Source organism: Streptomyces sp. NPDC002018 (genome assembly GCF_042890865.1).
Taxonomy (GTDB): domain Bacteria; phylum Actinomycetota; class Actinomycetes; order Streptomycetales; family Streptomycetaceae; genus Streptomyces.
The window spans coordinates 22,438-42,446 of the sequence record NZ_JBIASO010000019.1; the positions used below are offsets into that span (position 1 = coordinate 22,438).

The following is a 20,009-nucleotide window of genomic DNA, read 5'->3' on the forward strand; positions in this document are numbered from 1 at the left end:
CCATTCGGGCCGAAATACGATACGGCGGGCTCGGTCGGCCCACCCTTCGACCGCCGATGAACACAACGGAAGCGAGATTCCACCACCGTGACTGCTCTCACTCTCAGCACTGCCGGCGCGGCGACCCTGCGTGCCGACGCGATCGTCGTCGGCGTCGCGAAGGGCGCAAAGGGGCCGGTCGTGGCGCCGGGCGCCGAAGCCGTCGACAAGGCGTTCGACGGGAAGCTCGGCAGCGTCCTGGAGACCCTCGGCGCCTCGGGCTCCGAGGGCGAGGTGACCAAACTGCCGGCGCCGTCCGGGCTGAAGGCCCCGCTGGTCCTCGCGGTCGGGCTCGGCCCGGTCCCGGCCAAGGGCGCCGCCTACGGCTCCGAGCCGCTGCGCCGCGCCGCCGGTTCCGCCGCGCGCGCTCTCTCGGGCCGGAAGAAGGCCGCGTTCGCGCTGCCCGTCGAGTCCGCCGAGGGCGTCGAGGCCGTCGCCGAGGGCGCGCTGCTGGGCGCGTACGCCTTTGTGGCGTACCTGGGCGGCGAGAAGAACGGCAAGAAGGGCGACAGCGGTCCGAAGCTGCCGCTCGCCGAGGTCACCCTCGTCGGCGCCAAGCCGCGCGACAAGGCCCACAAGGCCGCCGCGGACCGCGCGATCGCGCTGACCGAGGAGGTCAACCGCGCCCGTGACCTCGTCAACACCCCGCCGAACGATCTGACCCCCGAGGCCTTCGCCGCCGTGGCCACCGCCGCGGGCAAGGAGAACGGCGTCAAGGTCCAGGTCCTCGACGAGAAGGCGCTCGCCAAGGGCGGCTACGGCGGCATCCTCGGTGTCGGCCAGGGCTCGGCCAACCCGCCCCGGCTGGTGCGGCTCGCGTACACGCACCCCAAGGCGGAGAAGACGCTCGCCCTGGTGGGCAAGGGCATCACCTACGACTCGGGCGGCATCTCGCTCAAGCCGGCCGGTCACAACGAGACCATGAAGTGCGACATGAGCGGCGCGGCCGCGGTGTTCGCCACCGTCATCACCGCCGCCCGGCTCGGCCTCGCCGTCAATGTCACCGGCTGGCTGGCCCTCGCGGAGAACATGCCGTCCGGCACGGCCACCCGTCCCGGTGACGTTCTGCGCATGTACAGCGGCAAGACCGTCGAGGTGCTCAACACCGACGCCGAGGGCCGGCTCGTCCTGGCGGACGCGCTGACCCGCGCCTCCGAGGAGAAGCCGGACGCGATCGTCGACGTGGCGACCCTGACCGGCGCGATGGTGCTGGCGCTGGGCAACCGTACGTTCGGCATCATGGCGAACGACGACGCGTTCCGCACCACCGTCCACGCGCTGGCCGAGGAGGCGGGCGAGGCGTCCTGGCCGATGCCGCTCCCCGCCGATCTGCGCAAGGGCATGGACTCCCCGACCGCCGACATCGCGAACATGGGCGAGCGGATGGGCGGCGGCCTGGTCGCCGGACTCTTCCTGAAGGAGTTCGTCGGCGAGGGCATCACCTGGGCCCACCTGGACATCGCGGGCCCGGCCTTCCACGAGGGCGCCCCGTACGGCTACACCCCCAAGGGCGGCACGGGCTCCGCGATCCGCACGCTGGTGAAGCTCGCGGAAAGCTTCTGATTTTTTAGAGGCCCCTTCTTCGGGGCCTGTCCGTCGCGCCTGGAATACGAGTCCGGTCCGGGGTGTTCCGCACTCCGGGCCGGAAGTACCCGCGGTGGTGACCGACCGGTGATCCTCGTTACCCATCTCACCACCGGCCCCGCGTCCCGTCGTCCCCGAACAAGTGCGAAGATGGGTTCTCGGCAGGACAGGGCCCACCACAGGGCCGAAGTAAAGCGGCCGAACACCAGCCGCCGCCCGGTCATGGAGACCGCGCCCGGCGCACATGCATGGAGGACGTGACGTGGCGAACGACGCCAGCACCGTTTTCGACCTAGTGATCCTCGGCGGCGGTAGCGGCGGTTATGCCGCGGCGCTGCGCGGAGCGCAGCTCGGCCTGGACGTGGCCCTGATCGAGAAGAACAAGCTCGGTGGTACCTGCCTGCACAACGGCTGCATCCCCACCAAGGCCCTGCTGCACGCCGGTGAGATCGCCGACCAGGCGCGCGAGGCCGACCAGTTCGGGGTGAAGACCACCTTCGAGGGCATCGACATCGCGGGTGTGCACAAGTACAAGGACGAGGTCGTCTCGGGCCTCTACAAGGGCCTCCAGGGCCTGGTCGCCTCCCGCAAGGTGACCTACATCGAGGGTGAGGGCCGGCTCTCGTCCCCCACCTCCGTCGATGTCAACGGCCGACGGGTCGAGGGCCGCCATGTGCTCCTCGCGACCGGCTCCGTGCCGAAGTCGCTGCCGGGCCTGGTGATCGACGGCGAGCGGATCATCTCGTCCGACCACGCGCTGAAGCTGAACCGCGTCCCGCAGTCCGCGATCATCCTCGGCGGCGGTGTCATCGGCGTGGAGTTCGCGTCGGCGTGGAAGTCCTTCGGCACCGACGTGACCGTCATCGAGGGTCTGAAGCACCTGGTCCCGGTCGAGGACGAGAACAGCTCCAAGCTCCTGGAGCGCGCGTTCCGCAAGCGCGGTATCAAGTTCAACCTCGGCACGTTCTTCGAGAAGGCCGAGTACACGCAGGACGGCGTCCGCGTCACGCTGGCCGACGGCAAGACCTTCGAGGCGGAGGTGCTGCTGGTCGCGATCGGCCGCGGCCCGGTCTCGCAGGGGCTCGGCTACGAGGAGCAGGGCGTCGCGCTGGACCGCGGCTATGTCCTCGTCGACGAGTACATGCGGACGAACGTGGAGACGATCTCGGCCGTCGGTGACCTGGTCCCGACGCTCCAGCTCGCCCATGTCGGCTTCGCCGAGGGCATCCTGGTGGCCGAGCGGCTGGCCGGTCTCAAGACCGTTCCGATCGACTACGACGGTGTGCCCCGGGTGACGTACTGCCACCCCGAGGTCGCCTCCGTCGGTATCACCGAGGCCAGGGCCAAGGAGATCTACGGCGCGGACAAGGTCGTCGCTCTCAAGTACAACCTCGCGGGCAACGGTAAGAGCAAGATCCTCAAGACCGCGGGCGAGATCAAGCTCGTCCAGGTCAAGGACGGCTCCGTGGTCGGCGTCCACATGGTCGGTGACCGTATGGGCGAGCAGGTCGGTGAAGCTCAGCTCATCTACAACTGGGAGGCTCTGCCCGCCGAGGTCGCGCAGCTCATCCACGCGCACCCGACCCAGAACGAGGCGCTCGGCGAGGCCCATCTCGCCCTGGCCGGCAAGCCCCTCCACTCCCACGACTGACCCAGTCCGGGCGCGACGACCACTACCGCACATTCGTTAGGAGCAACTGAAACCATGGCGGTTTCCGTAACCCTGCCGGCGCTCGGCGAGAGCGTCACCGAGGGCACTGTCACCCGCTGGCTGAAGGCCGAGGGCGAGCGCGTCGAGGCCGACGAGCCGCTGCTGGAGGTCTCCACCGACAAGGTCGACACCGAGATCCCGGCCCCGGCCGGCGGTGTACTGGCGTCGATCAAGGTCGCCGAGGACGAGACCGTGGAGGTCGGCGCCGAGCTGGCCATCATCGACGACGGTACGAGTGCCCCGGCCGCCGCGCCGGCTCCCGCCGCCGAGCCCGCCCCCGAGCCGGCGGCCGAGCCCGCCCCGGCGGCCGAGGCTCCCGCGGCTCCGGCCGCCGAGCCCGAGGCCGCTCCCGCGCCCGCCGCCGCCCCGGCCGGTGGTGCCTCCGGCACCGATGTCGTGCTTCCCGCGCTCGGTGAGAGCGTCACCGAGGGCACCGTCACGCGCTGGCTGAAGGAGGTCGGTGAGTCGGTCGAGGCCGACGAGCCGCTGCTGGAGGTCTCCACCGACAAGGTCGACACCGAGATCCCCGCTCCGGCCGCCGGTGTGCTGCTGGAGATCGTGGTCGGTGAGGACGAGACCGCCGAGGTCGGCGCCAAGCTCGCCGTGATCGGGGCTCCGGGTGCCGCTCCGGCCGCGCCCGAGGCCCCCGCCGCCCCGGCTCCCGCTCCGGCCGCCGCCGCGCCCGCCCCTGCCGCCGCCCCGGCGGCCGAGGCTCCCGCTGCCCCGGCGCCGGCCCCCGCGCCGGCCGCCCCCGCCGCACCGCCGGCTCCCGAGCCGGCTCCGGCCCCCGCGCCGGTCCAGGCCCAGGCCGCCCCGGCGGCTCCCGCCGCTCCGGCCGCGCCCGCTCCGGTGACCCCGGCGCCCGCCGCCGTGTCCTCCGACGACGACGCCGCGTATGTCACGCCGCTGGTCCGCAAGCTCGCCGCCGAGAACGGTGTCGACCTGGGCTCGGTCAAGGGCACCGGCGTCGGCGGCCGTATCCGCAAGCAGGACGTGGTCGCCGCCGCGGAGGCCGCCAAGGCAGCCGCCGCCCGTGCGGCCGCCGAGGCCAAGACCCCGGCCGCCGCTCCCGCCGCCGCGCCCAAGGCGCCGAAGCTGGAGGCGTCCCCGCTGCGCGGCCAGACCGTCAAGATGACCCGGATGCGCAAGGTCATCGGCGACAACATGATGAAGGCGCTGCACACGCAGGCCCAGCTCACCTCGGTGGTCGAGGTGGACATCACCAAGCTGATGCGTCTGCGGGCCCAGGCCAAGGACTCCTTCGCCGCCCGCGAGGGCGTCAAGCTCTCCCCGATGCCGTTCTTCGTCAAGGCGGCGGCCCAGGCACTGAAGGCCCACCCGGTCATCAACGCCCGGATCAACGAGGACGAGGGCACGATCACGTACTTCGACTCGGAGAACATCGGGATCGCGGTGGACTCCGAGAAGGGTCTGATGACCCCGGTCATCAAGGGCGCGGGCGACCTCAACATCGCCGGTATCTCCAAGAAGACCGCGGAGCTCGCGACGGCGGTCCGGGCGAGCAAGATCACCCCGGACGACCTGGCCGGCGCGACCTTCACCATCAGCAACACCGGTTCGCGCGGTGCGCTGTTCGACACGATCATCGTGCCGCCGAACCAGGTCGCCATCCTGGGCATCGGCGCCACCGTCAGGCGTCCCGTGGTCATCAACCACCCGGACCTCGGCGAGACGATCGCGGTGCGCGACATGACGTATGTCGCCCTCTCCTACGACCACCGGCTGGTGGACGGCGCTGACGCCGCCCGCTATCTGACAGCCGTCAAGGCGATCCTGGAGGCCGGTGAGTTCGAGGTCGAGCTGGGTCTGTGAGACCGGCGCACACCCCGTACGGCACGACGGCGCCCCCGCCCGGACTCTCCGGGCGGGGGCGCCGTCGTAGGCGCCCGGCCGCCGTCGTGGAGCCCGTGGCTCCGCCGTCCGGGCCGGGCCGCCGTATCGTCTACACATCGACCGCTGCCACCGAGGAGCGCTTCATGGCTCAGCCCGTCATCCACTCGCTGCGGGAACAGATCCGCGAGCACATCGTGGAGGGAATCGTCAGCGGTCGCTGGAAGCCGGGCGAGCGGATCGTCGAGCGGCGGATCGCGACGGAGTTGCAGGTGAGCCAGACCCCGGTGCGTGAGGCGCTGCGCGAGCTGGAGAGCCTGCGGCTGATCGAGTCGGCCCCCAACAAGGGCGTACGGGTGAGGAATCTGACCGCGGCCGACCTTGAGGAGAGCTATCCGGTACGGGCGGGGCTGGAGCAGATCGCCGCGGAACTGGCCGCCGAGCGGCTGGCCGTGGACTGCTCGGCGCTGGAGCCGCATGTGACGGCCCTGTACGAGGCGGACCGCAGGTCGGACGGTACGGGGCAGGTACGGCACACGGTGGGCTTCCACCGGGACCTGGTACGGGCGGCCGGCAACAGCGTGCTGCTGCACACCTGGGAGGGGCTGGGCATCGAGGTCTTCACCGCCCTGTCGATCCGCTGGCTGGGGACCGTGCAGCAGTCCTACGCGGAGGAGCACCAGGAACTCGTCGAGGCGTTCCGCCGACGGGATCCACGCATCGGCACACTGGTGAAGGACCATGTGCTCGGATGTGCGCCGCGTGCCTGATTCACCCCCTTCTGCCATGATCTGCCACCCGTCACTCGGTGCCCCCTCATACGGCACGGAATGCCAATTTCTTCCTGTCGAGAAGTTTTGCCCTTCAACCCTTTGATCGATCATCGATCAGCGACTTACAGTCAAGGGCGGGCTGCACCCAGCCCTCGCCCTGTCCTGCCAGACAAGGCACTTCTCCACCCCCCTCCTGTCCGGAAGGCGGCGACCATGACCGACCCCGTAGGCAAGCTTCCGAGCGAGCTGGACCAGCTCCCGGACCGTGACGCCGAGGAGACCGCCGAGTGGGCGGCCTCCCTCGACGCCGTGACCGAGCACGCCGGCCCCCACCGTGCCGCGTATCTGATGCGGCGCACCCTCCAGCACGCGGGAACGGCCGGGGTCCCGGTCCCGGCGCTGCTGGAGACCGACTATGTGAACACCATCCCCACCGCCGCCGAGCCCGCCTTCGACGGCGACGAGGCGATGGAGGCCCGGATCACCGCCTGGAACCGCTGGAACGCGGCGGCGATGGTCACCCGCGGCGCCCGGTTCGGGGTCGGTGGCCATATCGCGACCTTCGCCTCGGCGGCCTGGCTCTACGAGACGGGCTTCAACCACTTCTTCCGCGGCAAGGAGGGCGACGGCTCGGGTGACCAGCTCTACATCCAGGGCCACGCCTCCCCCGGTATCTACGCCCGCGCCTTCCTCGACGGCCGGCTGACCGAGGCCCATCTGGACAACTTCCGCCAGGAGTCGGGCGGCGAGGGACTGCCCTCGTACCCGCACCCCCGGCGGCTGCCCTGGCTCTGGGAGTTCCCGACCGTCTCCATGGGCCTCGGCCCGCTCTCGGCGATCTACCAGGCGCGCTTCAACCGCTATCTGACCAACCGCGGGATCAAGGACACCTCCGCCTCGCACGTGTGGGCCTTCCTCGGCGACGGCGAGATGGACGAGCCCGAGTCGACGGCGGCACTCGCCCTCGCCTCCCGTGAGCAGCTCGACAATCTGACCTTCGTCATCAACTGCAACCTCCAGCGGCTCGACGGCCCCGTCCGCGCCAACTTCAAGATCGTGCAGGAGCTGGAGGCCCAGTTCCGCGGCGCCGGCTGGAATGTCGTCAAGTCCCTGTGGGGTTCGGCCTGGGACGAGCTGTTCGCCCTGGACACCACGGGCGCGCTGGTGCGTCGGCTGCGCCAGGTGCCGGACGCGCAGTTCCAGACGTACGCGACCCGCGATGTCGCCTACATCCGTGAGCACTTCTTCGGTGTCGACCCGGCCCTGATCGAGATGGCGCGGCTGCTGCCCGACACCAAGATCGCCGAGTGCTTCTTCACCTCGCGCGGCGGCCACGAGGCCCGCAAGGTGTACGCGGCGTACCGCGCGGCCCTCGCGCACAAGGGCGCGCCGACCGTGATCCTGGCGCAGACCGTGAAGGGCTACACGCTGGGCGCGGGCTTCGAGTCGCGCAACGCCAACCACCAGATGAAGAAGCTCTCGGGCGAGCAGTTCCGCGCGATGCGCGATCTGCTGGACCTGCCGATCCCGGACTCGAAGCTGGACGAGAGCCTGGTGCCCTACGGCCACCCCGGCGCCGACTCCCCTGAGGTGCGCTACCTCCAGGAGCGCCGCGCCGAGCTGGGCGGCCCCGCGCCGGCCCGGCGGGTCCACCCCGTCGTGCTGCCGGAGCCGTCCGAGAAGCCGTTCCAGACGGTCTACAAGGGTTCGGGCAAGCAGTCGGTGGCCACCACCATGGCGTTCGTCCGGCTGATGAAGGACCTGATGCGGGACAAGGAGACCGGCAGGCGCTGGGTCCCCATCGTCCCCGACGAGGCCCGCACCTTCGGTATGGAGGCGCTGTTCCCGTCGGCGGGCATCTACTCGCCGCTGGGCCAGACGTACGATCCGGTCGACCGCGACCAGATCATGTACTACAAGGAGGCCAAGGACGGCCAGATCCTCAACGAGGGGATCACCGAGGCCGGTTCGATGGCCGATTTCATCGCCGCCGCGACGTCGTACGCGACACACGGCGAGCCGATGATCCCGTTCTACATCTTCTACTCGATGTTCGGCTGGCAGCGTACGGGCGACCAGATGTGGCAGCTCGCCGACCAGTTGGGCAAGGGCTTCATCGTCGGCGCCACGGCGGGCCGTACGACCCTGACGGGTGAGGGCCTCCAGCACGCGGACGGCCACTCGCATCTGATCGCGTCCACCAACCCGGCCTCGCTCAACTACGACCCGGCGTTCGCGTACGAGCTGGCCGTGATCGTCAAGGACGGTCTGCGGCGGATGTACGGCCCCGACGCTGAGAACGTCTTCTACTATCTGACGGTCTACAACGAGCCGATGCCGCAGCCCGCGATGCCGGAAGGCGTCGAGGAGGGCATCGTCAAGGGCCTGTACCGCTTCAAGGAGGGCGCTCCCGCGGCGCCCGACGCGCCCCGCACCCAGTTGCTGGCGTCCGGTACGGCGATCCACTGGGCCCTGGAGGCACAGGAGTTGCTCGCCGCCGACTGGGGCGTCAGCGCCGATGTCTGGTCCGCCACCTCCTGGGGCGAGCTGCGCCGGGACGCGATGGAGGCCGACGAGGCGCTGCTGCGCGGCGAGGAGCGGGTGCCGTATGTGACGCGCGCGCTCTCGGGCGCACCGGGTCCCGTCCTGGCCGTGAGCGACTGGATGCGCCAGGTCCCCGACCAGATCAGCCAGTGGGTGGAGCAGGACTACACCTCGCTGGGTACGGACGGCTTCGGTCTCTCGGACACCCGTGACGCGGCCCGCCGCCACTTCGGTGTCGACGCCCGGTCGATCGTGGTCGCGGCGCTGGCGCAGCTCGCCCGCAGGGGCGAGGTCAAGCCCGAGCGGGTGGTCGAGGCCCGCGAGCGCTACGGCCTCTGAGGTTCACGGCCCACGCCCCACGGCCCACGGCCGCCTTTGAGGGCGGCCGGCGGATCTCCGGCGGACACGGCGCCTCTCCCGGCTCACTGGGCCCGGGAGAGGCGCCGTCCTCGTCCACCACGCTCCCGGACCTACGCGTGCCCGCGTCCGGGGGATTCATGAGTGGACGACGGCGGATGACGCGCGCGGAGGGGTGAGGTGCGCGCGTTCACGAGACTCACGGGCGGGTGACCTGTGTGTGTACGTGGGTGACGCGCGGGTGTGCGTGACGTGTGTACGTGCGTGATGTGCGCGACGTGCGGGCGGGCGGTGCCTCGGCGACCGGATCAGCGGGCGAACCGGGGCAGCCACTTCACCTGGTAGTCGGGATGACCCGCGTGCTCCGCGGCCATCTGCCGGACCACGAACCCCAGCCCCACGGCACGGCCCGAGGCGAAGTCGTGCGCCGGACGGTCGATGTCGAGCGGCGCCACCTCCGTGTACTCGTCCAGGAGCACCCTGTTCGTCTCGATACGGCGGAGCGTGTACGCCGGGTCCTGGCGCGCGATGTGCTGGTCGTAGCCGCGCGTGCGCACGCTGAACGCGATACCGCCCGCCCGGTCGTGGATCTCGCCCGGCAGCTCGGGCGGACACCGCCAGTTGTCACCGCCGGCCTCCGCCGCGATCCGCTCCTCCTCGTCGAGTCGTGCCCGGACGAAGGCCACCAGCGCGTCGTTGTGGTCTGTCATCAGGTTCCGGTCCTTTGCCATCTCGCTCTCGTACCCACGACTGCCCGGCCGCCGCGCGATGCCGTCTCCGGCTCCCACGCACGTACCGACAGTTCCCGGGTCATCCAACCTCACCGGTGGCCGGTCGCGCGGGGCGCCCGGGTGCCGTCGAAGCGCCCGGGTGGGGGGAGTTCACCGCCCGTGCGTGATCCATGCGTGATCTATACGCGATCTGTCTGTGTTTACGCCACTTATCACAGAATCAGGCCACGTGAATTGGCCAACCATCGCTCCGTGCGGGGAGGCTCCCCGGCATCATGGAGTCATGCGCGCTGCCCGGCTGATCAAGATGGTGCTTCTCCTCCAGTCCAGACCGTCCATGACCGCCGCCGAGCTGGCCCGCGAGCTGGAGGTCTCCGAGCGGACGATCACCCGTGACGCCCAGGCGCTCTCCGAGGCGGGGGTACCGGTCTACGCGGACCGCGGCAGGACCGGCGGCTACCGGCTGATCGGCGGCTACCGCACCCGGCTGACCGGTCTCGCGCGCGGTGAGGCCGAGGCGCTGTTCCTCTCCGGTGTGCCGGGCGCGCTGCGGGAGATGGGGCTCGACGACATCTCGTCGGCGGCCCGGCTGAAGGTGTCGGCGGCGCTGCTGCCCTCGCTGCGGGACGCCTCGGAATCGGCGGCGCAGCGCTTCCATCTCGACGCGCCGGGCTGGTACCACGAGCCCGAGACACCCCCGCTGCTGCCCGCCGTCGCGGAGGCGGTGTGGGACGACCGGATGCTCGGGGCGCGCTACCGGCGCCGGGACACGGAGGTGGAGCGGGAGCTGGCCCCGTACGGTCTGGTCCTCAAGGCCGGTGTCTGGTATCTCTGCGCCCATGCGCAGGGGACCTTCCGGGTCTACAGAATCGACCGGTTCGCCGCCGTGGAGCCCAGGAAGGAACGTTTCATCAGGGATGAGTGCTTCGATCTGCCCGCCTTCTGGGAGGAACAGTCGGCGGAGTTCGCGCGCTCCCTGCTGAGCACCCGGATCGTGGTACGGCTCTCGGCGGACGGCGCCCGCCGGCTGCCGTACGTCGTGGACCGCGTCGCCGCCCAGGAGGCGATCGCTGCGGCGGAGGCACCCGACGGGGACGGCCTGCTGACGGTCACTCTGCCGGTGGAGTCGGAGGAGGTCGCGTTCTCCCAGTTGCTGACGCTCGGTCCGGACGCGGAGATCCTGGAACCGGCCGCCCTGCGGGGCCGGTTCGCGGAGGCGGCGGAGCGGATGCGCGCGCTCTACGGGTGAGAGCCGGTGCGGCACCGGCACCGGCGCGGCGCCGGGAGCGGGCAGCCCCCGCCGGGCGAGCGGGGACCGGCCGAACGGGGACCGGGCGAGCGGGGACCGGCCGAACGGAGGCCGGTCGGACCGGCCGGCCCCGGTGGCCGTCCGGAGCTGCCGACGATCCCCGGCGAGGAGTCACGCCGGGAGCCGGCCGCACGCCCGCCGCCCCCGGCCGACGAGCCGGGTTCCCGCGAAACAGGGGTGATTTCGGCGGCTCCGCGTGCGCGGCCCTCCGCCAAGCACGATGCTTGACCCGTGATGGACGAGACGGAGTTCTGGGAGATCGTCGACAGTACCCGCGAGGCCGCCGAGGGCGACCCCGAGGACCACGCCGATCTGCTGGTCGAGCGGCTGCTGACGCTCGACCCCGACTCCGTGCTCGACTTCGCGCGTCACTTCGAGTCCCGCTACAACCGCGCGTACCACTGGGATCTGTGGGGCGCCGCCGCCGTGCTGCTGGGCGGTGCGAGCGACGACGCCTTCGACTACTTCCGCTGCTGGCTCATCGGACAGGGCCGCGAGATCTTCGAGGGCGCGGTGCACGAGCCCGACAGCCTCGCGGAACTGCTGGACGAGTTCGACGAGGACCTCGACGGGGACGGCGAGGAGCTGGGGTACGCGGCGGACGAGGCGTACGAACAGCTCACCGGGGTGGTGGCACCCGATCTGGGGATCCCGCCGCAGCCCGCCGAGCCGCAGGGCACGCCCCTGGACTTCGAGGACGACTCGGCGCTGGCGGAACGGTTCCCACGGCTCTGGGACCGCTTCGGGGGCGCGGCGGGGCAGGGGCAGGAGAGCCGGATGAGCCGGTAGACCGCCCCGGCGACCGGTCCACAACCGGTCCACGACCAGTCCACGAGCGATCCGTGGACGCCCCGGGCCGTACGCGGCCCGGCCCGCAGGCGCGCCCGCCCGTCTCGGCCCGGTTCGCGGCACCCGGCCCGTACGCGGCCCGGTTCACGGCGACCCGGCCGTACGCGGCCCACGCCGGGCGCGGCCCGCTCCCTCAGCGTCCCGGCCCTCCGTCGGGCCCGTCCGTCAGTGACCGTCCCATGAGCGACCGTCCCATGAGCACATCGTCGATGTACCGCCCGTCCCGGTAGAACTCCCCCGGCTGGATCCCCTCGACGGCGTACCCCTCCGACTCGTAGAGCGTGCGCGCCGCTGTGTTGTGCCCCAGGACCCGCAGCGTCAGCCGCCGCGCTCCCTGGTTGCGTGCGTGCAGGGCCGCCGCGCGCAGCAGGGCGCGCGCCACACCACGGCCGCGCGCCCACTCGTGCACCGCCAGGCCCTGTATCTGCCGCACATGCGCGTGGGTGGCGAGCGGCGAGGCCCGCGCCACCCGGATGTACCCCGCGATCCGGTCCTCGGCGCCCTCGATCCCCACCTCGGCGACGAGGTAGTCCTCGGGCACATGTCTGGAGTCGAAGAAGGGAGGGAAGGGAGGGCGCGGTTCCGGTGTCACCGCGTGCACCGGCGACCAGGTCAGCCGGTCCAGCTCGGCCAGGGCGTCACCGTCCTGGAGGGAGGCGGGACGTATCTGCGGTGCGGACAGGCCGCGCTGAACGGACATGGCGCAACTGTGCCACGGGGCCTCCCGGCATCTCTCCGCGTCCCTCCGCGTCCCCCGGCGTCCCCCGGCGTCCCCCTGCGTCCCTCTCCCTGCGTCCCCGGCGTCCCCCCGCGTCTCGCCGCGTCTCGCCGCGTCTCACCGCGCCCCACGGGGCAGGATGGAGCCCATGAGGATCGCGGTCACCGGCTCCACCGGTCTCATCGGTACGGCACTCGTACGCTCCCTGCGCGCTGACGGCCACAAGGTCGTACGCCTGGTGCGGCGCCCCTCGCGGGCCGGCGACGAGGTCGAGTGGGACCCGTTGCGGCAGTACGTCGACGCGCGCGGGCTGCACGGGTGCGAGGCGGTCGTCCATCTCGCGGGGGCGGGAATCGCCGGCCGCCGCTGGACCGAGGCGTACAGGAAGGAGATCCGGGACAGCCGGGTCCTCGGTACGGCCGCCGTCGCGGAGGCCGTCGCCACGCTGGACGACCCGCCGAGGGTGCTGGTGTGCGGCTCCGCCATCGGCTTCTACGGCGACACCGGGGACCGTGCGGTCGACGAGCACGCGCGGCCGGGTGACGGCTTCCTCCCGTCGCTCTGTGTGGAGTGGGAGGAAGCCGCCCAGGCCGCCGAGGAGGCGGGCGTACGGACGGTGTTCGCCAGGACCGGGCTCGTGGTCTCCCGCGCGGGCGGCGCCTGGGCACGCCTCTTCCCGCTCTTCCGCGCGGGTCTGGGCGGCCGGCTCGGCGGAGGGCACCAGTACTGGAGCTTCATCGCCCTGCACGACGAGGTCGCCGCGCTGCGGCATCTCATCGACACGGAGACGCTGGAGGGTCCGGTGAATCTCACGGCGCCGGAACCGGTGACCAACCGTGAGGTCACGGCGGCGATGGGGCGGGTCCTGCGCCGGCCGACCCCGTTCCCGGTCCCGGCGGTGGCGCTGCGGGCGGCGCTGGGCGATCTGGCGGAAGACGTGCTGGGCAGCCAGCGGGTCCTCCCGACACGTTTGTCGGAGTCGGGCTTCACCTTCGCGTTCCCCACGGTCGACGAGGCGATCCGCGCGGCCTGACCCCCTCCACGCGGCCTCACCCTTCCGCGCGGCCTGCCGCTCCCGCCCGGACCTGGCTTGGTCCTGTCTGCCACGGAGCGCCCTCCGCCCCCGGGCGGGGCGCGCACCCCCCATGCACCGGTGCCCCCGCTCACGCGCGTACGCGGCGCGGCCCTTCCCTTCCTAGGCTCGACGAGGACCTGAGCGGACCCGGGGATCCCCCGGGGCCCCTCGGGCATTCCGGGGCCTGATGAGGGCATCAGCAACCCCACCAGCCGCGCCGACCTCGGGGAGGGGCACGTGCTCAGCGCCGCACACCACTCGACCGCACACCAGGCGGACGTCGTCATCATCGGAGCCGGCATCGCAGGTCTGTCGGCGGCCCGTCATCTGACCAGCTCAGGTGTACGGGTCAGGGTCCTGGAGGCCGCTCCCCGGGTGGGCGGCCGTATGGCCACCGACTCGGTCGACGGCTTCCGGCTCGACCGCGGCGGACAGCTTCTCACCACCTCGTATCCGGAGCTGCTCCGTACACCGGGTCTGGACGGCGCCCGGCTGAGGAAGTTCTCGCCGGGCGTGCTCGTGCACAGCGACGGAAGGACCTACCGGACGGGCGCCGTCGCCGTCGGGAGCGCGCGGAGCGCACTGACGGTGGCACGCGCCCTGGCGAGCGCCCCCCGTCCCCCGCTCGGCGGCGCGGTCGACCAGGCCCGGCTGGGCGCCGCCCTGGGCCGTCTCGCGGGGACCCCCACACACCGGCTGCTGGCCCGCCCCGAACGCACCGCCCTGGAGGCCCTGTCGGCGCGCGGGCTGCCCGCCCGTACCGTCAACGCCTTTGTGCGACCGCTGCTGTCCGCGCTCCTCTGCGACCCCGATCTGGGGACGTCCAGCCGCTGTGCGGATCTCGCGCTGCGCGCGTTCGCCCGGGGCAGGCTGTCCGTCCCCGCGGGCGGCGCCGCCTCGCTCCCCGAACTGCTGGCGTGGACCCTGCCCCCGGGCACCGTCCAGACGGACGTCTGTGTCACGGACACGTCCATCAACCGCGTCACCACCAAGGAGCACGGCGAGATCGCGTGCCGCGCGCTCGTCCTGGCGACCGGCGCGCGGGCCGCGGCCGAACTGCTGCCGGGGCTGCGGGTGCCGGACTTCCACGCCGTGACGGTTCTGCACCACACCGCGCCCGCACCCCCGATGACCGATCCGGCGCTGCTGCTGGACGCCGACGGGAGCGGCCCGGTCGCGCACACCGCCGTGATGAGCGCGGTCGACCCCTCGCGGGCCCCGGAGGGCCGTGTGCTGATCTCGTCGACGGTGCTCGGCACGCCTCCCCCGGCCGCCGAACTCGACCGCGCGGTCCGCGCGCATCTCGCGAGGCTGTACGGGACACCCACCGACGACTGGGAGTTGCTGGCCGTCCACCACGACCCGGAGGCGGTGCCCGCGATGCCGCCGCCGCACGATCTGCGGCGCCCGGTGCGGCTGCTGTCGGGGCTGTATGTGTGCGGCGACCACCGCGACACGAACACGGTCCAGGGCGCGCTGTTCTCGGGCCGCCGCGCCGCTCACGCGGTCCTGCGCGATCTGGGCGTGCAACCGGCGTACGAGACACCGCATCTGCCCGCGGCGGCGTAACGGAACGCGGACCCCGGGGTCCGGGCTCCAACCGACACTCCGGTCCCGTCCGGCGCCCACGAACCCCGGACGGGACCGGCTTCAGACAACCACCCCCACACCGACAACAGGGCCAGGCCACAGGGCCACAGGGCGGATCGTGGGCACGGGGCGGTCGCGGGCACAGGGCGGTCGCGGGCACAGGGCGGATCGCGGGCACAGGGGGGCGGGGCCGCGGACCGCTCAGCCGAGCGCCGCGATCCGGTCGCGGTAGTTCCGTACGGCCGCCGCGTCCCGATAGGGCTCCAGCCGCCGTTCGAAGTCCCGTACGTACTCGATCGCCCGCGCCGACCGCATCTCGGTCGCCTGCTTGGCCGCCTCCGCCCCCAGCAGGCATGCCTGGTCCAGCTCACCGAGCCCGAGCCGGGCGCAGGCGAGCACCACCCGGCAGAAGAGACGGCTGCGGGCGTACGCGGGGGCGCGTAACTGGAGCGATCGTTCGGCGTGCTGTACGGCGGCGCGGTACTGCTGGAGATCCCGGTAGCAGTGCCCGAACTCGTCCGCGAGCTGCGCCTCGTCGAAGAAGCGGGCCCAGTGCGGCACCTCGTCCCCGGGCCGCGCCGACTCCAGCGCGCGTTCGGACCGTACGAGCGAGGCGGTGCACGCCCGCGCCTCGCCGAGCACCCCGTGCCCACGCGCCTCGGCGGCGTGCAGCAGCGCCTGGACGACCGGTGGCGCGGAGCCGCCGACGCCCTGCTGGGCCACCCGCGCGAGCTGGACCGCCTCCCGGCCGTGCCCGAGATGGACGGCCTGACGGCTCATGGTGATCAGGACGTACGAGCCGTAGGCACGGTCCCCGGCCGCCTGCGAGAGCCGGAGCGCCTGCACGAAGTAGCGCTGGGCAAGGCCGTGGGCGGCGATGTCGTACGAGGTCCAGCCCGCCAGCCGGGTGAGATGGGCCGCCGCGGCGAACAGCCGACGGCCGGTGGTCTCCCCGTACACCCCGCGCAGCATCGGCTCCGTCTCGTGCTCCAGATAGCGGACGAGCGCCTGCCGGGCATGGCCCCCGCCGTAGGTCTGGTCGAGGGCGCAGAAGAGATCACCGACCGAGCGCAGGGCCGCGACATCGCCCAGGGTGACCCGCTGGCCCGGGGCGCGCTCGGTGCGCGGCCTCGGGACGGAGACGGCGACGGACCGCCCCTGGACGGGCAGCCGGGCGGCGGGGTCGTGACCGCGCGCGCCGGTCTCGGGAATCCGGGCACCGCTCTCGGGGATCCGGCCGCCGGTCTCGGGGGCCCGGGTGCCGCCTTCGGGGATCCGGCCGCCGGTCTCGTACACCCGGTTCTCCTGGCCCCAGGTCTCCTGCCCGCGGACGCCACCGTCCTGGCCCCGGCTGCCGTTCTCCTGGCCTCCCCGGCCGCCGCCGGGCGTCTCGAAGCCGGGATGGCCGACCCGTTCGTCCGCGCGTCCGATCAGCCAGTCGCGGCTGGGCACGACCAGTCCGGCCGGGGTGAACGCGATCTTGCGCAGTTCGGAGTGGCTGCCGGAGTCCTTGCGCCACAGTCCGGCGACGATGTCGACGGCCTCTTCGGGGGAGGACGCGAATTCGAGCCCCGCGTAGACCGGGGCGCAGGCGTCCAGGCCCAGATCCTGCGCGGAGAGCCGGCGGCCCAGCCGGCGGGTGAACACCTCGGCGATCAGCGCGGGCGTGGTGCCACGGGGCTGCTGCCCGCGCAGCCAGCGCGTCACCGACGTCTTGTCGTATCGCAGATCCAGGCCGTGTTCGAGACCGAGCTGATCCACGCGGCGAGCGAGACCGGCGTTGGAGAACCCGGCTTCCGCGATCAGTGCGGCGAGCTGGCGGTTGGGGGTGCGCTGCGGAGGTCGTTCCGACATCAGCTCTAGGGTCTCCTGCCTTCCGGGCCCGGGAACAGCCCATATGGAACGGCGCGAATTTAGCGGTAGTGAACGCCTCCACCACGGCCTTGGCCCCACATTCATCCGATCGTGTGAGGATCAAGGATCCCGCTGACGGGGGCGCCCGTGGAGAGGCCGGTGGCGGGTCCATGGCGAGGTCCGTGGAGGGGCCCGTGGAGGGGCCGTGGAGGGGCCGATGGCGGGTCCGTGGAGCCCCCGGAACACCTGCCCGGTCACGCCGCCGGGAGCCGCCGTACAGTGGCGAGGGCACTACACGTGCACGATGAAGGTTCTGAGGAGGCTGCCGTGAGCGAGCTGCGGTACGTCCGAATGGGGTTCGGCGACCAGGCCGTCGAATACCAGGAGGCATGGCAGGAGCAGCGCCGGGTCCACGCGGCCCGGTTCGCGGACGAGATTCCCGACACCTGTCTGCTGCTGGAGCATCCGCCGGTCTATACGGCGGGACGGCGCACGGCCGACAACGAGCGTCCCCTGGACGGCACTCCCGTCATCGATGTGGACCGCGGCGGGAAGATCACCTGGCACGGCCCCGGTCAGCTCGTCGGCTACCCGATCCTCAAACTGCCGCGTCCCGTCGATGTGGTGGCGCATGTCCGCCGTCTCGAAGAGGCGCTGATCCGTGCGGTCGCCGAGTTCGGTCTGGAGACCAGCCGGGTCGAGGGGCGCAGCGGGGTGTGGGTGCTGGGTGACCCGGTGCAGGAGCGTCCCGCGCTGGGCGGCCTCTCGCTGGACTTCGATCCGCGGCTGGCGGACGAGGAGTTCGACGCGCGGCTCAACGGCCCGGAGTACGCGCCGTCCAACGCCGGCCAGCGCCGCGAGGACCGCAAGCTGGCGGCCATCGGTATCCGGGTCGCCAAGGGCGTGACCATGCATGGCTTCTCGCTCAATGTGAACCCGGACAACACCTGGTTCGACCGGATCGTGCCGTGCGGAATCAGGGACGCGGGGGTCACCTCGCTCTCGAACGAGCTGGGCCGGGACATCACGATCGCGGAGGTCGTCCCCGTAGTGGAGAAACATCTGCGTGACGTGCTGGAGAGCACGGTGCCGAGGCCGCGCGAGATCGAGCGCGCGACGGAACGTGAGACCGAGCGCGCGAGCGAACGCGTGAACGCGTGAACGCGTAACCGCCGACGCCGGCGCCGTACGGTCCGGGCCCCGGCCCGCTCCGACCCAGGGTTCCGACCCCGGGCGGCTCCGCCCCCCGAGCGGCTCCAATCCCCGGGCGGCTCCGGTCCGGAACCGGGCTCCGGTCCGGCTCCGGGCGGCTGCGCTCCGGCCGGACACCGGTCCGGTTCCGCGCAGGGGAATGCGCCCCTCTGGCCATGGGTTGGCCAGACGTAATGCCACGCAAATATCGGGCGTAACCTGGTGTTCGCCGAAGAATCGAATGCCGCGCCAGCAGAGAGAGGTGCCGGACGTGTCCGCTGTCGCACCCGACGGACGCAAGATGCTGCGTCTGGAGGTCCGGAACAGCCAGACCCCCATCGAGCGCAAGCCCGAGTGGATCAAGACCCGGGCGAAAATGGGCCCCGAGTACCAGCAGCTCCAGAAGCTCGTGAAGAGCGAGGGACTGCACACGGTCTGCCAGGAGGCGGGCTGTCCGAACATCTTCGAGTGCTGGGAGGACCGCGAGGCGACCTTCCTCATCGGCGGCGACCAGTGCACCCGGCGCTGTGACTTCTGCCAGATCGACACGGGCAAGCCGGACGCCCTGGACCGCGACGAACCGCGCCGGGTGGGTGAGTCCGTCGTCACCATGGACCTGAACTACGCGACGATCACCGGTGTCGCCCGTGACGACCTGGACGACGGCGGTGCCTGGCTGTACGCGGAGACCGTGCGCCAGATTCACACCCAGACGGCGCAGCGCGAGGCGGGCCGTACGAAGGTCGAGCTTCTGGTCCCCGATTTCAACGCGGTGCCCGAGCAGCTCGCCGAGGTCTTCTCGTCCCGTCCCGAGGTGCTCGCGCACAATGTCGAGACCGTGCCGCGCATCTTCAAGCGCATCCGGCCGGGGTTCCGGTACGACCGCTCGCTGGAGGTGATCACGCGCGCCCGTGAGGCGGGTCTGGTCACCAAGTCCAACCTGATCCTGGGCATGGGCGAGGAGCGCGCGGAGGTCAGCGAGGCGCTGCGGCATCTGCACGACGCGGGGTGCGAGCTGATCACGATCACGCAGTATCTGCGGCCGTCCGTACGGCACCACCCGGTCGAGCGCTGGGTGAAACCGCACGAGTTCGTGGAGCTGAAGGAGGAGGCCGAGGAGATCGGTTTCTCCGGTGTGATGTCGGGGCCGCTGGTGCGTTCCTCGTACCGCGCGGGCCGGCTGTACCAGCAGGCGGTCGAGCGCCGTGGTACGGCGGTGGCGGGCGCTGCGGTGGCCGCCCAGGCGGTGTGAGCCGGGCGCTGCGGCTTGTGCGTGCCTGGGCGTGCGGGCCGGGCCGTGTGAATCCGAGCACAAGCGAATACTGAGCAGTAGAGCCGACCGTGACGCGGTCCGTACGCTCCCCGCAGGTCGGGGGCGCCGTACGGACCGCGTCGGTGTTTCCCTCCGTTCGTGGAGCCCGCATCCGGGTTTCATTCGCGTTTGACCGGTCGGTCACGCCCTGGTAACACCAGTGAGTGACTCTGCTTTTACGCACCGCGCCCGCTCGTGCACCGTGCACCAGACCCGCTCATGAGGGGATCGCCATCATGCAGGACGCGCCGGCCCGACCCGTCACCGAAGTGCCGGTACGACCCGTCACCGAGGCGATGGCCAGCCGCCCCCGGACCACCGCGACCACCCTGGTCCTGCCCTCCGTCGCCGGCGCCCTGCGCGCCGTCGAGTCCCTGCTCCTGAGCGGCGGCCAGCGCACGGCCCGCCGCAACGCCTGGACGGCCGTCCTGGAGGACCGCCGCAGGGCCAAGGACCGGGTGGAGGCGCAGCACGTAATGGAGGCCGTGTCGAAGGCCACTTCCCGCGCCACGTAAACTCCT

General features: G+C 71.9%; 15 protein-coding genes. 12 read left to right on the forward strand and 3 right to left on the reverse strand.

The window, feature by feature from the left end:
- The first annotated feature begins 87 nt into the window (after positions 1-87).
- The 5 genes from ACFYYH_RS26710 to aceE all read left to right on the forward strand — a co-directional run bounded on the left by ACFYYH_RS26710 (position 88) and on the right by aceE (position 8,841).
- Positions 88-1,602 carry a leucyl aminopeptidase gene (locus tag ACFYYH_RS26710; RefSeq protein WP_388555889.1) on the forward strand — a complete coding sequence of 505 codons (1,515 nt, stop codon included), beginning with the start codon at positions 88-90 and terminating at the stop codon, positions 1,600-1,602.
- Between the two features lie 283 nt (positions 1,603-1,885).
- Entirely contained in the window at positions 1,886-3,274 is a 1,389-nt protein-coding gene (gene lpdA, locus ACFYYH_RS26715; protein WP_388555891.1) for a dihydrolipoyl dehydrogenase, read from the forward strand.
- A gap of 54 nt (positions 3,275-3,328) precedes the next feature.
- Positions 3,329-5,167 (forward strand): 2-oxoglutarate dehydrogenase, E2 component, dihydrolipoamide succinyltransferase, encoded by a 1,839-nt coding sequence (gene sucB / locus ACFYYH_RS26720; protein ID WP_388555895.1) that lies wholly within the window; start codon positions 3,329-3,331, stop codon positions 5,165-5,167.
- 164 nt (positions 5,168-5,331) lie between these two features.
- The gene (locus tag ACFYYH_RS26725) at positions 5,332-5,955 is read left to right on the forward strand and encodes a GntR family transcriptional regulator (RefSeq protein WP_388555898.1); all 624 of its coding nucleotides are present in this window, start codon (positions 5,332-5,334) and stop codon (positions 5,953-5,955) included.
- 216 nt (positions 5,956-6,171) lie between these two features.
- Positions 6,172-8,841, forward strand: a complete 2,670-nt coding sequence (gene aceE / locus ACFYYH_RS26730) for a pyruvate dehydrogenase (acetyl-transferring), homodimeric type (protein WP_388555900.1) — start codon at positions 6,172-6,174, stop codon at positions 8,839-8,841.
- Between the two features lie 326 nt (positions 8,842-9,167).
- Here aceE and ACFYYH_RS26735 read toward each other — a convergent pair whose 3' ends face one another.
- A complete protein-coding gene (locus ACFYYH_RS26735; RefSeq protein WP_388555902.1) occupies positions 9,168-9,569 on the reverse strand; it encodes a DUF6221 family protein in 402 nt (133 codons plus the stop codon).
- A gap of 304 nt (positions 9,570-9,873) precedes the next feature.
- Here ACFYYH_RS26735 and ACFYYH_RS26740 point away from each other — a divergent pair, with 304 nt between their 5' ends.
- Complete coding sequence (locus ACFYYH_RS26740; RefSeq protein ID WP_388555904.1) at positions 9,874-10,839, forward strand: helix-turn-helix transcriptional regulator; 966 nt, start codon at positions 9,874-9,876, stop codon at positions 10,837-10,839.
- Between the two features lie 294 nt (positions 10,840-11,133).
- Positions 11,134-11,688 (forward strand): DUF4240 domain-containing protein, encoded by a 555-nt coding sequence (locus tag ACFYYH_RS26745; protein WP_388556162.1) that lies wholly within the window; start codon positions 11,134-11,136, stop codon positions 11,686-11,688.
- Between the two features lie 193 nt (positions 11,689-11,881).
- Here the strand turns inward: ACFYYH_RS26745 and ACFYYH_RS26750 are convergent, their stop codons facing one another.
- Positions 11,882-12,448, reverse strand: coding sequence for a GNAT family N-acetyltransferase (locus tag ACFYYH_RS26750; RefSeq protein WP_388555906.1), 567 nt, complete (start codon positions 12,446-12,448; stop codon positions 11,882-11,884).
- Between the two features lie 157 nt (positions 12,449-12,605).
- On the opposite strand from ACFYYH_RS26750, the gene ACFYYH_RS26755 reads away from it, so the two are divergent.
- Both ACFYYH_RS26755 and ACFYYH_RS26760 read left to right on the forward strand, forming a co-directional pair.
- Complete coding sequence (locus ACFYYH_RS26755) at positions 12,606-13,499, forward strand: TIGR01777 family oxidoreductase (protein ID WP_388555909.1); 894 nt, start codon at positions 12,606-12,608, stop codon at positions 13,497-13,499.
- Between the two features lie 279 nt (positions 13,500-13,778).
- Positions 13,779-15,110 carry an FAD-dependent oxidoreductase gene (locus tag ACFYYH_RS26760; RefSeq protein WP_388555912.1) on the forward strand — a complete coding sequence of 444 codons (1,332 nt, stop codon included), beginning with the start codon at positions 13,779-13,781 and terminating at the stop codon, positions 15,108-15,110.
- Positions 15,111-15,332: 222 nt separating this feature from the next.
- Here the strand turns inward: ACFYYH_RS26760 and ACFYYH_RS26765 are convergent, their stop codons facing one another.
- Positions 15,333-16,985, reverse strand: coding sequence for a regulator (locus tag ACFYYH_RS26765; protein WP_388555915.1), 1,653 nt, complete (start codon positions 16,983-16,985; stop codon positions 15,333-15,335).
- Between the two features lie 327 nt (positions 16,986-17,312).
- Here ACFYYH_RS26765 and lipB point away from each other — a divergent pair, with 327 nt between their 5' ends.
- The 3 genes from lipB to ACFYYH_RS26780 all read left to right on the forward strand — a co-directional run bounded on the left by lipB (position 17,313) and on the right by ACFYYH_RS26780 (position 20,003).
- Positions 17,313-18,146, forward strand: a complete 834-nt coding sequence (gene lipB / locus ACFYYH_RS26770) for a lipoyl(octanoyl) transferase LipB (RefSeq protein WP_388555918.1) — start codon at positions 17,313-17,315, stop codon at positions 18,144-18,146.
- Between the two features lie 301 nt (positions 18,147-18,447).
- A complete protein-coding gene (lipA, locus tag ACFYYH_RS26775; RefSeq protein ID WP_388555920.1) occupies positions 18,448-19,428 on the forward strand; it encodes a lipoyl synthase in 981 nt (326 codons plus the stop codon).
- A gap of 356 nt (positions 19,429-19,784) precedes the next feature.
- Positions 19,785-20,003, forward strand: a complete 219-nt coding sequence (locus ACFYYH_RS26780) for a hypothetical protein (protein ID WP_388556165.1) — start codon at positions 19,785-19,787, stop codon at positions 20,001-20,003.
- The last annotated feature ends 6 nt before the right edge of the window (positions 20,004-20,009 follow it).